Genomic DNA, 13783 nt, shown 5'->3' on the forward strand with positions numbered 1-13783 from the left:
ATCTAAAAAACTACCAACAAATGTGTCGGATAGATTTAGGCCACCTTTGCCAGAAATATTAAAACCTTTATAGGTCTTAGAGTATGTTCCTTCAATGCCGAGGAAATTAGATATAATTCTATTGGGTATAGTTTGCTGATTTGGAAATAACACGATACTATTATAACCATAATTAATATCGGTATAGTTCAGAGCAAAACCCACTTGACCCAATGTATTATTAGAATAGTTAAAGCCAAGCGATGTTTGAAAGTTCTCTAAGGTTACTTTATCATTAATACTATTGGTAAAAACATCGCCAAAAAAAGCGGTCGCGGCAGCAGTCTGGTCATACTGATAGTATTTATCTTCGAAAGAAACTTTGTTAATCAACGAAATAACATTGCTATTTAAAGAATCATTTTCTTTGGTTATTCTATAAGACTGTTCAAAATAAAAACGTTTCCCTTCTAATATGTTTTCCGCATTCTCAAAATTTGGATCGAATACAGATCGGTCTTTGAACTCTTCGTTTCCAGAGGTAAAATTTTCTAGGTCCTCATCTGTTATTCCACCATTTTCTTGGTTTAGTAAATCTTGCATTACTATGTACCCTTTGGCAAAATACCTATTGTTCTTGGTGTTATAATTTGTAGTGAAACGAAAATTGCCAGAACTTGTTAATATATTCTGATACTTTCCTAAGGACCTTAAGCCTTTATATGCTAAGGAAAAATTAAACTGTTTAGATAAATTAACCGTAAAAAAAGCATCTAACAGTTGTCCTTGCTCAAAAGCGGTTTTATAAGTTAGTCTTGTCCACGGCGTCGGTACTTCATAAAACAGAATATCTTCATGTTCTAAATAGTTAAAGTGACGCGCTCTTGCACCAAAACTAGGTTGGGTTTTATTTTCTGAAGCATTAAAGCTTAGTGTATTATAGGTCTGCCCAATATTAGAAAATGGCATCAAACCAAAATTATCTTTTTGTAGGTAGTTGAATTTATAATCTTTTTTTATGGATAGTGTGGTATCGGTTGCTATGGAATCTACTTGACTATTAAATTGTAAGTACATATCTATCTTTGCAACTTTTTTGAAACCTGTTGAACGATTTACGGAAGTGGAGTCTTCATTCAATCGATTATTATTTAATTGACTCGGGCTATTTAAATCATTTTCTGAATCTCTAACTTGCTTTTGCGGAACCTGTGCGTTTAATAGACCCGCAAATAAAAGCACACTGTATAATGGAAAAAATCTCATAACTATTTATCATTATTATCCGATAAAAGAAACAAAAACACTAATATCAATATGTTTGGCCTTAGTCATTTTTGTTACTAATCCCGAAATTTGTTGGCAAAGAACAAATCTAACTTGCTAATAAAACATAACTTTTTTAACGAAGGAATCCATTTTCTTTTGTCCCTTTTAATTTTTATTCAAAAAAGCAAGATGTTGAACTCTCTTGAACTATTGAATTCGCTAAGATTAAAAAGTTTAAATGAGTTTGTTATAAATATTTCACAAAATAATAGCTTTTCATAAAATTTAAGAAGTAAAAACACTTTTAATCTTCCTCTAACGAAAATTAATCAGTCTCAAAGTCTATATGAAAAAAAAGAGGTCGTCTAAAAATTATTTAGACGACCTCTTTAAAATATATTTATTATTACTAAAATTTATAGGGAAACTGCACTATACCTAATGGTTGTATTACTTGCAGGGGTAAATGTAAATATTTGATTACTAAATGCATTAAGGGTAGTAGGTTGATCTACATATAAGCCTTCAGGATCTGCTATAACATCTATAAGCGGCTGCACAGCATCTGTAAAAAACGCTGGAACTGTGGTTCCCGTTATCGTTAAATAAACCTTGTCATCTACAATTTCTTTGCTGATATCATAAAATGCACCACCAATGGTTGATCCAATATACAATTGACCTGTATCTAAATTCAAGTCATATAAATCAATCCTTGTAACATCAAACAGAGCTACAGAGGCATTTAAGTCATTTACTAAATCTACGAAACATTGGTTAGTTAAATCTGGAGTCCAATCATCGCCCAAAGTATTTAAAAATGGATGATGTAAAATAAGAAACTCTCCTAATTCCGAGTAACCTAGAATAGGTAGAACAGGGGTTACAGAATACCCTATAACAGCTGACACTCCATTTTGTGAAGCTACATATTGTATTGTTTCTGAAGTCTCATCTAAAAAGAACTCTTCTAATAGTTCACCGTCAACCTCTATACCAGGACTTACTAATATACTGTTTTCAGTAAACAGTATACCTAAATCGAATTCATCGAAAGATCCATCTAATCCAACAAATCTAGGTTCAGCGAATAAGGTAGAACCATTATAGTTAAGATTATAACCTTGCGTACCTGTACTAGAGGTAATCTCCATAAATGAGAAAGTTCCCGATGAGCAATCATTAAAATCAAGTCTTCTCTGATAACTCTGTTGAACGCTTGCCAAACTTTCTGCATCGAAATCGGTAAAATTAGTAGGCGTTAATGTTAACGAGGCTGTATTTCTATTTCTTACATCCCTGAAATAAATAACACCATCTTCATCTACACTAAAGTATTGAAAATTATTAGTGCCTGCATAGCCAGTACCTGTTTGTACAGGATTACCATCTGGGTCTACTGCATCTGGATTAGTACCTTCAGTAATATGATTACGTGTTGTAAATACAAGCTCTGTAGTTACATTATATCTCACATCGTAAGAGGACGTTTGAAAATCAAAATCACCATTTAGAATATCTGAAGTTTGCCTTACCGAGCCATCCTCGTTAAATTGCATATAAAATGTAAACCCTCCTCTTTCATCATCCTTGGTGAAATACGTTGCCTTAAAGCCTTGTTGCGAAACCAACAATTGTCTAAGTTCATCTACTCTTTCTTGGATTCTAAGTGCTGGTGGGCTATCGAATGTTTCTTCAGTAATATCATCATTACATGAAAAGGTAAATAGAAACAATAATGATAGTATCCAATAATGTGTATAAATATTTTTTTTCATAATAACTTTTTTAAATCGTGATTAGTCGTCTATTGAATCTAACAATGCCTGATGAGCTAGTGCCTGAAGTTCATAAAGGTCAATACCAAAATCCTGAGCAAAATATTCAACTACTATTTGTTCTTTTTCTCTAATAATATTAATAGCCTCTGTATTTATAATTCTATTTCCGTCAACATCCAATTCGTAGTCCTGAGTATCTGGATCATATATACCAATATTATTTACTAAATCATCCCATTGTTCTCTAGATCTTATCAGCATTTGTGCAATCATCTCCACAAAATCTTCACCAGACTGGTTAGACGCATAATTAGTAATATAACCCAAACTTCTAGCCTCTTCATTAGTACGGTTAAACCATTGTGCCGTATAATTTCCAGGATTGATAACATCAAAAGCTGTATTGTATGGTATGGTTTGATTTAGAATGTGACCATATTCATGATGCACTGTACTAATTGGACCAACTACACTTCTTTGAACATCAAAATCGTCAGAATCACCAATAACATCACTTTCGTAAGCAATAGTTGAGAAATCTAACTCATCTAAATTAAAAAGTGTAATTCTAGCACCTGCCTCAGCAATACCTAAAGTTATTGTTGGCACACCAGGATTATAATTAAAACCACCTGCAAGAACAAATTCTCTTGGGGCAATATTTTTTATGAAATTTTCTCCACCAACAGCATTGTATGGCTCTATCCAAACATCTAAAAGAACCTGTGCGATTTTTTCAGCATTTTCAGGAAATGGCGGGTGCAAATATCTATTCACACTGGTATCATTTACATCCCATTGGTATTGAATATCAATATTATATGGGGCTACAAAGTTGCTTCGAAGCCATATATCGAGTTCATTAAGTATAGGAGTAGAAGTGTCTATTTGGCTACCGGACACATTATCTTCTGAGCCGTCACACCCTAATAGAGTTATAAAGACCGTTAGAAAAACTAATGGTAATATTTTAAAACGATTATTCATAATATTTGTATTTAATTTATCTAAATTTTAAATTATCTTGGATTTGCTTCAATACCGAATGATTGCGCATCCGTTGGTATTTGTATCGCTCTTCTAAGATCGTTTTTACCTAATGTATAAGAATTCCCACTAAAATCAAAATGTACAACTTCAATGTGATGCCTCTTAACATCAAACCATCTCACTCCTTCGTCGTGGAACATAGCTCTTTTCATATATAAAATAGCATTAATATATGGTAAAACATCACTAGGTATGGAATAATATGGGGTATAAATATTAGGATCATCAATTGCAAATCTCGTTTCGAGATCTGATTGAGACAGTACATTACTTGGACCATAATCATCGGTCTTAACAGAATACGATAAATTGATATCTGCTAAAGCTTCGTCTTTCATACCAAGCATTGCATACGCTTCTGCTCTGTTAAGTAAGACTTCATCTGTGCTCAACAAAACGAAAGTGGTAAAAGCAAAGCCAGTACCAGCAGCCTGATTTGTTACTCTGAAATATTCTTCATACTTAGGAACATTGTTTGCAATATCAGTTCCAAATACCCTGTAAGCCCAAGTTGAATTGGTACCATTATTACCACCAAAAATCACATTAGTTAATCCAGGACTCAAATTATAACGAAGTAAGGCAAAATCTCTTGCATATGTGGAATTACCAGCAACAAGCAATAGGTTTGCAGGCTCGGTAGATGAGAAATACCCTATACTTAATTCATCATAAGTTTGTGCTAAATAATCATCCGTATTGATAACACGAAGTCCATTAGCTCCAGAAGCACCTAAGGCCAAGGAACTGTGGTCAATTACTTTTTGCCATTCGGCTATATTCAAATAAAATTTTGCAGCAAAGGCATTAGCTGCTTTTCTTGTAAAATGATAAGCTGGTTCATCATAAATATCTTCAATCAAAGGTAAACCATTTACAATATCTTGCTCAATTAAATCGTATACTTCTTGAACAGAAGCCCTAGAGTACGCTGGAAGTAACGTTTCTTCAGGCTCTGTGACGTAAGGAATCCCCAAGTCTGTACTCGCTGTGTTAGGATCGTAAGCTTTAGCGAAAATATTTACTAACATGAAGTGCGCATATGCTCTACAAATTAATGCTTCACCCCTTAAAGCACTTTTATTCCCAGTGTCAGGCAGACCTTCTAAAGACTCTAGAGCCTGATTAGCTTGGGCAATAGCTTTATATGCTTCGTTCCAATAATTTGTTGGTGTATCAGAATCTGTGTCATTAATATCCCTCCAAAAATACATCTCTTCATTTATTCGCGGATTGATAATTGCATCAGGTCCCTTATCTGCAGCGTTATCTGACATAGGCTGCGTAAAAGATACGTAGGCAGCTTGCGGATAAGCGGCAACAAGTAGTTCTGCTACTTTTTCCTCAGAATCAATAGTTGTTCTGTTATCAGGTATTTCACTTAACACGTCATCACATGAAAAGGAAACTGCTAGAATTATAAGAAAAAAGAATTTTGATAATTTTTTATTTAACATTTTCATAGTATAAATTTTTAAAAGCCAACGCTTAGAGTAAAAGTAAATTGTCTTGTAATTGGATAGGCGACACCACCAGAATTAGCAAATTCAGGGTCTTGGCCTCCTAAGTCATCATCAGAATATAATAAAAATAAATTAGTTCCTTGTAACGCCAATCTTAAATTTGACAGTCCAATTTTTTCAACAGTTTCTGAAGGAAATGTATATCCTAAAGTTATATTCTTCATTCTTATAAAATCACCATCTGCAATTCTTTCTGTAGAATAATTATAAGCATTATAGGCTCTAATAACCCTATTTCTACTTTCGTCATCTGTCTCGATAAGTTGATTACTCGCAATAGTAGGAATATTAGTGAAATTCTCATCACCAGGCTGTAACCATCTGTTTACAAATTCTCTAGGAAAAACACTTAAATCAGAATAAAAAGCAGAGTATGTTGGATTTAAACGAATTTTATTTCCAGCTGAAAAAGAAACAAAAAAGCTAAAATCCCAATTTTTATAATTAAAATTATTTGACAAACCACCAGTTAAAGTAGGAAGCGTTGAACCCTCGTGTACCAAATAATCTGTTACATTATCAGTATCTTGAAAATCAACACCGCCGAATTCATCAACACCCTCACCAAAATTAAATGTAGGTAAACCAAACTCGTTTAATCCTTTAAAATCAAAAGAAAAAATTGAACCTGGAGCATAACCTATAGCGTTACCTCTACCAGTACCTGATACTAAATCAAATACGTTAGTCTGCTGTCTCAATTTAGTGATTTCTTGTTTTATATGAGAGATATTAAAACCACTAGACCATCTAAGGTTACCACCATTACTATTGTCAATATTTATAGTGTTTACCTGAAATTCAACACCATTAGTGTCCATTTCAGAATTGTTACCTAGCTTTAAAGCTTCCCCTCCAATACCAGAGGTTCTAATTAAATCTATTAAATCAATACCTTTCCTAGAATATACATCGGCGACAATTTGTATGCGCTGATTAAATAAGCCTAATTCAAAACCTAAGTTTAATTCTTTAGTACGCTCATAGGTCAGGTCGCTGTTCTGAAGATCTACAATATCTATATAATTCTCTCTGTCATCTGGACTTAATCTATCTGTAACCAAGTTTTGGAATACGGCTAGATTGTTACTTGCGGCATCTGCAATTAAACCAGAAACACCATAACTTGGTCTGAACACTAAACTAGATATAAGATCAGAATCTTCTAGAAAACCTTCTTTATGTATATTCCAACGACCAGCTACAGAATATGTTGGTAACCATCTTGCTTCTGATGATTGTCCTGCTCTATTTGAGCCTTCATAATTCCCAGTAACGTTTAAAACATATTTTTTGTCATAATCGTAACTAGCTTGTATTGCTAAAGACACTTCTCTTTGACGCGTTTCCTGCGAAAAGAAATAATCATTACCATCTAAAACGGCTTTTCTCAAAATATCAGGATCTGTAAATATGGCGCCACCTCTTGAAAATTGGTAACCATAACCTGTAAATGAGGATTGTGATCTATCAGCATGTCTGTATTCTTGTGTAGCATAAACATTTAATCCATGAACATCATTGAATACTTTTGAATAATTCAATGAATTTCTAAATGTGTAAGTTGTAAGTGTATTTTTGGATTCGGTAAGAATACCACCAAATGGCAATACTACTCTTGGCAGTGCATTGGGATCTGCAGGATCCGTAAACAAAAACGTATTTGCATTTCTTACTACTGAAGTTTCATCTGCTCTGTAAGCTCCGGCAACGTTTGAATTTTCAGTAGCACCTTGCTCTCCATTAGATGTAACATATCTCGCAGATCCTAAAAAGGTATATGTTAAATCATCACTGATGTCATATTCTGCTTGACCTTGAAATTTGATATCAAACACTTTAATATTAAGATAATTGTTATCAACCTCATTTATTATATTGAAAGGCGCCCAATTATTTCTATAATATTCTAAATTTCCATTTTCATCCCTCGGCCTTAATGCTCTACTTGTACTTAAAGCATAATTAAATGGGTTTATATCAAAATCTCTACTAAAAGATCCTGAAACGACATCCTGTTGTCTGTCTTGAGCTCCTGGTGTCTTTTGATCTCTAATATTTCCTTGTAAAAGAAATGATAATTTCAACTTATCATCACTTAAGTAATAATCATTTCTTATTGTAGATGTTATTCTTCTAACCCTGTCGGCAATAGTCCATCCTCCATCAGTAAAATAACCCAAAGACGCAAACGTGGTAGAATTTTCACTACCACTAGAAAAACTAATGTTGTGGGTTTGCGTTGGCGTCATGTTAAACAATTCTTTAAACCAATCCGTGTTTGCCAATTCATAAGGCTGAAGAAAAGCGGCTTTTGCCTCAGGCGTATTAGGAATCCCGAAAGTCCCATTAGTCTCGTTATATGTATTTATAGCCTGTGCTCTAATATTATAAACACCACCATTTCTACCTTGTAATACCGATGGATAATCTAAAAACCCTTTTTGTTCTAATTCTCTGTAAACAGAAATCGTTTCTTGGGAATTTAATAAATCATATTGACTGTATCTCGGTCTGTCTCGCATAAGAAATTCAGCATTATAATTAAATCTTGGCGCTTGGTTTTTCTTACCAGATTTTGTAGTAATCACCACAACACCATTTAGTGCTCGTGCACCATATAAGGCAGTTGCCGAAGCATCTTTTAAAATTTCAAAACTTTCAACATCCGACGGGTTTAATCCTGCAATTGCAGAACTTAAAAGCGTATTTGGATCTCCTGACACCAAATCAGCTACTGAAATATTAACTATTTCCTCCTGGATAACACCATCAACAATCCAGATAGGTTTTGTATCACCTAAAATTGACGAAGACCCTCTAATTGTTATACGAGGTGCAGCACCAAATGTTCCTGTCACGTTTTGAACAGCTACACCTGCAGCACGCCCTTCCAAAGCTTGAGATATATCTGGCACACCGTCCATTTTAATATCTACAGCTTTTATAGTTTGAGATGCACCTGTAAATATTTGCTTATTAATAGTTTGATATCCTGTTACAACCACCGCATCCAAGCTTTCAGCATCTTCTTTCATTGCCACATCAATGGTCGTATTATCTGCAACAGTTATGGACTGTTTTCCAAAGCCTAAATAACTAAACGTTATTACTTCGCCAGTACTAGCGGTTATAGAATACTTACCGTCAAAATCTGTTTGAGTACCTCTACTAGTACCCTTTACTAAAACGTTAACCCCTGGAAGTGGCAAACCATCGGCTGCCGTTGTTACAGTACCCGTCACAGTTTTATCCTGCGCAAAAGAAAACTGCATAACAAAGGCCATAAAAAGCGTCAATAACCATGTTAATCTTAATTTCATAAAAACAATTGTTTGAGTTAGTCTAGCTGCAAACATCTTAATTTAATATTGAATAAGCAAGCGTTTATGCTAAAAAAATGTTAACTATGCTACGGCTTTCCAAAGATTCGCTAAAACCCTTATTCTTTAACGTTTTAGGCACTAATTCGTCTTTTAGATGCGAAAACTACACAAGGGTTGCGTTAAAATTTTAACTTTGTTCAAAAATTTAACATATTGTCCTTAAAAAATAGATATTCTTCTTACGATTTAGAATGTGGTACTGATGAGGCAGGTAGAGGTTGTTTGGCAGGTCCCGTTACTGCAGCTGCTGTTATTTTACAGCCTACGTTTGAAAATATTATATTAAATGATTCCAAACAGCTCTCAGAAAAAAACAGATATTTATTGAAACCTATCATCGAAAATGAATGTATTTCTTTTGGAGTTCAACATATTTTAGAGCCTGAAATTGACGATATAAATATATTAAATGCATCCATAAAAGCCATGCAAGGGTCTATTTCCCAATTAAGCCCAAGTCCTGAATACATTATAGTAGATGGAAATAGTTTTAAACCTTTTCAATCAATTCCACATGCCACTATAGTGAAAGGCGATAGTAAATACTTAAGTATTGCAGCTGCTTCTGTATTGGCAAAAACATACCGAGATGATTATATGGCAAAAATCCATAACGAATTCCCTATGTACAATTGGAAACAAAATAAAGGGTACCCAACAAAAGAACACCGAGCTGCTATTAAAAAATACGGTATCACCAAATACCACAGAAAATCATTTAGATTATTACCTCAGCAATACAAATTGGATGTATAACTTTTTATATTTGCAGTCTTAATATTCTATATAAATGAAACGACTGGTTTTTTTATCTATTTTTATTATCACCCTATTGTCCTGTCAAAGAGACTATAACAAAACCAAATTACCTTATAAATTTATTCCAACAGAAACGAATGCTATTATTAAAATCAACGAACTCAATGATTTCCTCAACAGCATAGAAAACAATGAAATTCTAACAGACTTATATAATAAGGAGTTAAAAAACGCTTCCAAAATTCTAAAAAACTTCAATACTACCAATCCAATTTATATAGCCTTTGCTGATTCAACCCATTCAAATTATTTAATGCTCACTAAAAATGACAGTACGTTATTTGTTATAGATTCTATTTCGAATCATATTTCGGAAACTTTAGTGGATTTAAAAATTGAAAAGACTCAAATAGATGATAATGTCGTTTACCATAAGATTATCGGAAACACTTTTGCCGGATCAAACGATCTAGAACTTTTAAAAACTCTGGATTATGAAAATGAAAACGCAGCGCTCAGTAAATTAATTGAAACTACGGATGACAAATCGGTCGCTTCTATTCTATTCAATTCAAAAGCACCAAATTATTCTAAATTGTTATTTTCAGACGCGGTAGCTAAAGACAATACTGACTTTACAATTTTAGATATTGGTTATTCTGACAAAGGCATAAATTACAATGGAATTTTGACATCCAAAGATTCAAGTGCCAATGTTCTCAATAGTTTCAAAAACACGATTCCACAAAAAATCAATACGCCTTCAATTGCACCCTATAATGCAAGTTCTTTAATTAGTATTGCTTATGATGATTTTTCGGCATTCAATAGAAATCTGTTAAAAGATAGCACAACAGCTACTTCCGAAACCTTCCTGAACTTCACCAACGAAATTGCGCTTATTGACGACGCTATTATCCTTCATTCACTAGACACGAATTTGATTTTAGAATCCATTGAAGATAAATCTAATATCGAGTCGTTTAGAGATATAGACATCTATGAATTTGGTGATTCAGACGTCTTCAAATCCAATCTAAAACCTTTTATAACTTTTGAAAAAGCCAATTACTTTGCAGTTTTCGAAAATTTTATGGTTTTTGCCAGTTCTACGGAAACCCTAAAATCAATTTTAACTGATGCATTAAACAACAATACCTTGTCAAATACGGAAGCTTTCCAAAGTATTAATGATAATTTAAGCGATGAAGCTTCACTATTTATCTTTAAAAATTCGGAAGGTTTATCCGATGTTTTGGGCAAAAACATGATAGGTTATAATGCCAATGCCGTTCAGTTTATACACGAAGACAACTATACGCATATTAATGGTGTTATTCAGAAATTCAAAAAGAGAGCTGCTTCAAATTCAGTGGCCGAAACATTTACAACCAAGATTGACGCTACGATTTTAGCATCACCTCAAGCGGTTAAAAACCATGTGACCAATTCCCATGATATTGTGGTGCAAGACGTAAACAACATGCTTTATCTTATTTCGAGTTCAGGAAATATACTTTGGAAAAAACAGATACAAGGAAAAGTCTTGGGTCAAATTGAGCAGATTGACATGTATAAAAACGGCAGGTTGCAACTGGCTTTTACAACACCAAACCGGTTGTACGTTTTGGACAGAAATGGCAAAGATGTATCACCGTTTCCTCTAAAATTCAATGATGCTATTACGCATCCACTTTCCGTTTTTGATTACGATAAACGAAAAGATTACAGATTATTGGTTACTCAAGGCAAAAACCTGTTAATGTATAATGCCAAAGGCCAATCTGTTGATGGTTTTAAGTATAAATCTAATGGTTCTGATATTAACACACAACCCAAACATTTTAGAATAGGCTCAAAAGATTATATTGTTTTTGGAGCAGGCGAAAATCTTCAGGTTTTAAACCGACAAGGTAATGTGAGAATCAACGTGAAAGATAAAGTTCGCTTTTCCGGCAATGCCATTTATTTATACCAAAATAAGTTCACAACTACTAATACGCTTGGTCAACTTATTCAGGTCGATACAAAAGGAAAACTAAGCACAGAAAACCTCAACTTAACCAATAAACACCAAATTACAACAACAAGCAAAACTCTGGTTTCCTTGCGCGAAAATAGATTGGTTATCAAATCTAGAACTATAGACTTAGATTATGGCGATTATACCGAGCCAAGCATTTTCTATTTGAATGACAAAATCTACGTAACCACTACAGATTTACAATCCAAAAAAGTGTATCTATTTGATAGCCAAGCAAAATCCATCCCGAATTTTCCCGTTTTCGGCACAGCAAGCGCAACACTGGAAAAACTGGATGGCGAACGCGGCTTAGAACTCATTTCACAAAGCGACGATAAAACGATAGTCGTTTACAAATTACACTAAAAACCCTCTCTATTTTTCTTGAAGAAAGACTTCTATTTTGAAATCTGATATTCTCAAAAATTAAGACCAATAATTTACTCATGATAAAAAGACATAAAGCCTCAATAAAAAGTTGTATCATCCACAAAGTCGGCAACAAATTTAACGGCACTAAAAATGCCTTTTCGGATGCTATTGTGCATTTTGATGAAGCGACTTATAATTTAATGTTACCATATCTTTTAAAGCCCTTCGTAAGTGTTGCAGAAAGTTATCGCTTTCACCATCACAGCGACGTCGGACTCAATGAAATCAACACCTACAGTGAACAGTTATTTAAAGATGATGTAGATTTTGTAGAAGTTTCCAAACACATCGTTACACACCTTTTTGAGCAAAGTAATTCGGCTCAAATCAAAACTGGCGATGTACTTATCTGCCATTTTGAAAACGTGCAGTATGAAGACTATTTTACAGATGCCATAGGGATCTTTAAAATTGAAAATAAAACGGAGTTTTTTCAGACCTACTTAGAAGATAATAACTACGATATTTTAGTTCAAAAAGGCATCCAAGCTAAAAAGGTGGATAAGGGTTGTTTAATCTTAAATACCTCTGATATGGAAGGCAAGATTGTGTTTAGCGTCGATAACAATACTTACGATACGCAATATTGGATAAAAAGTTTCCTAAGTATCAAATACCCAGACGATAGTAATCAACACACCAAAAATTGTATTGAGTTATGTAGGGAGTTTTCTAAAGAAGTTTTGCAACCCAATTTTGGAGGCCAAGAACAAAGTAATTTCTTGGCAAAAACGGTTGATTTTTTCAAAGAAAATGAAATCATAAATATCGATACTTTTAAAGAAGAGGTCTTTGATGAAGAAGACAAAATTCAACTGTTTGAAGATTATAAAAAAACGTACGAATCCGATAACAAAGTCCTCATCAGGAACCAGTTCGATGTTTCTGAAATTGCCCTAAAAAAGCAAAAACAAAAGATTAAAACCGAAATAAAACTAGACACAAACATCCAAATAAGACTCGATGTTGATGCACCAGATGCTTCTGCAGAATATTTGGAACGCGGTTACGATGAAGAGAAAAAAATGCACTTTTATAAGGTTTTTTTTAATGATGAGAGCTAGACTATGAAAACATTTATAAAAATATTTATAATTGTCTTATTAGTGGATATACTTCTAGGTTTTACCATGTCCTATATCGTTGGCTCGGATCAACCAAATTTTATATTTGAAATAATTGACGAAATTATTTCCTTCCCTATTAGTTTATGGAATCGATTAGTGCCCAATCAAGGGATTTACGCAAAGTCTACAAATGTTTTTTGGCTCGTGATTCTTTTTAATGCGCTCATCCAAGCACTTGTTGTTTTTATGTTAAAAAAATTACTGAAACGTTCAAAACAGTAAAACTATTAGAACTTAGTTATAGCCTGACTTTTTAAATACAAAAGGCTAACTTCGTTTATATGTGCTGAATTTGTTTCAGTAACTTTTGATATAAAACATCGAAACATATTCAAAACAATCAGCCCTCGTCTAAAAAATTAGCTATTGGTCATTTTGACCGAAAGTCTTGAAATAATGAGAGAAAAAAAAAAAAAAAAAAAAAAAAAAAAAAAAAAAAAAAAAAAAAAACGCG

The 13783-nt window shown here is 33.5% G+C and carries 9 protein-coding genes (1 of these 9 cut by a window edge); 4 read left to right on the top strand and 5 right to left on the bottom strand.

Annotated features, from left to right (window positions below; genetic code table 11):
• The 5 genes from HM990_RS15050 to HM990_RS15070 form a co-directional block, all read right to left on the bottom strand.
• Nucleotides 1-1245, bottom strand: the 5' portion of a protein-coding gene (locus HM990_RS15050; protein WP_178989905.1) for a putative porin. 747 nt of this gene lie to the left of the window's left edge; 1245 of the gene's 1992 nt are visible here — the first part of the coding sequence; its start codon is at nucleotides 1243-1245; its stop codon lies off the left edge, out of view.
• Between the two features lie 419 nt (nucleotides 1246-1664).
• Nucleotides 1665-3026 (bottom strand): DUF4302 domain-containing protein, encoded by a 1362-nt coding sequence (locus HM990_RS15055; protein WP_178989906.1) that lies wholly within the window; start codon nucleotides 3024-3026, stop codon nucleotides 1665-1667.
• A gap of 21 nt (nucleotides 3027-3047) precedes the next feature.
• Nucleotides 3048-4016: a substrate import-associated zinc metallohydrolase lipoprotein gene (locus HM990_RS15060; RefSeq protein WP_178989908.1), complete on the bottom strand. Its 969-nt coding sequence runs from the start codon at nucleotides 4014-4016 to the stop codon at nucleotides 3048-3050.
• A gap of 32 nt (nucleotides 4017-4048) precedes the next feature.
• Nucleotides 4049-5542: a RagB/SusD family nutrient uptake outer membrane protein gene (locus tag HM990_RS15065; protein ID WP_178989910.1), complete on the bottom strand. Its 1494-nt coding sequence runs from the start codon at nucleotides 5540-5542 to the stop codon at nucleotides 4049-4051.
• An 11-nt stretch (nucleotides 5543-5553) separates the two neighbouring features.
• Entirely contained in the window at nucleotides 5554-8925 is a 3372-nt protein-coding gene (locus HM990_RS15070) for a SusC/RagA family TonB-linked outer membrane protein (protein WP_178989912.1), read from the bottom strand.
• Nucleotides 8926-9141: 216 nt separating this feature from the next.
• On the opposite strand from HM990_RS15070, the gene HM990_RS15075 reads away from it, so the two are divergent.
• The 4 genes from HM990_RS15075 to HM990_RS15090 all read left to right on the top strand — a co-directional run bounded on the left by HM990_RS15075 (nucleotide 9142) and on the right by HM990_RS15090 (nucleotide 13551).
• Complete coding sequence (locus HM990_RS15075; protein WP_178989914.1) at nucleotides 9142-9744, top strand: ribonuclease HII; 603 nt, start codon at nucleotides 9142-9144, stop codon at nucleotides 9742-9744.
• 34 nt (nucleotides 9745-9778) lie between these two features.
• Nucleotides 9779-12136, top strand: a complete 2358-nt coding sequence (locus HM990_RS15080) for a ribonuclease HII (RefSeq protein WP_178989916.1) — start codon at nucleotides 9779-9781, stop codon at nucleotides 12134-12136.
• An 80-nt stretch (nucleotides 12137-12216) separates the two neighbouring features.
• Nucleotides 12217-13266 carry a nucleoid-associated protein gene (locus HM990_RS15085; RefSeq protein WP_178989918.1) on the top strand — a complete coding sequence of 350 codons (1050 nt, stop codon included), beginning with the start codon at nucleotides 12217-12219 and terminating at the stop codon, nucleotides 13264-13266.
• A gap of 3 nt (nucleotides 13267-13269) precedes the next feature.
• Nucleotides 13270-13551 carry a hypothetical protein gene (locus HM990_RS15090; protein ID WP_178989920.1) on the top strand — a complete coding sequence of 94 codons (282 nt, stop codon included), beginning with the start codon at nucleotides 13270-13272 and terminating at the stop codon, nucleotides 13549-13551.
• Nucleotides 13552-13783 lie beyond the last annotated feature (232 nt).

This window comes from Winogradskyella schleiferi, assembly GCF_013394655.1.
In the GTDB taxonomy this organism is placed as follows: domain Bacteria; phylum Bacteroidota; class Bacteroidia; order Flavobacteriales; family Flavobacteriaceae; genus Winogradskyella; species Winogradskyella schleiferi.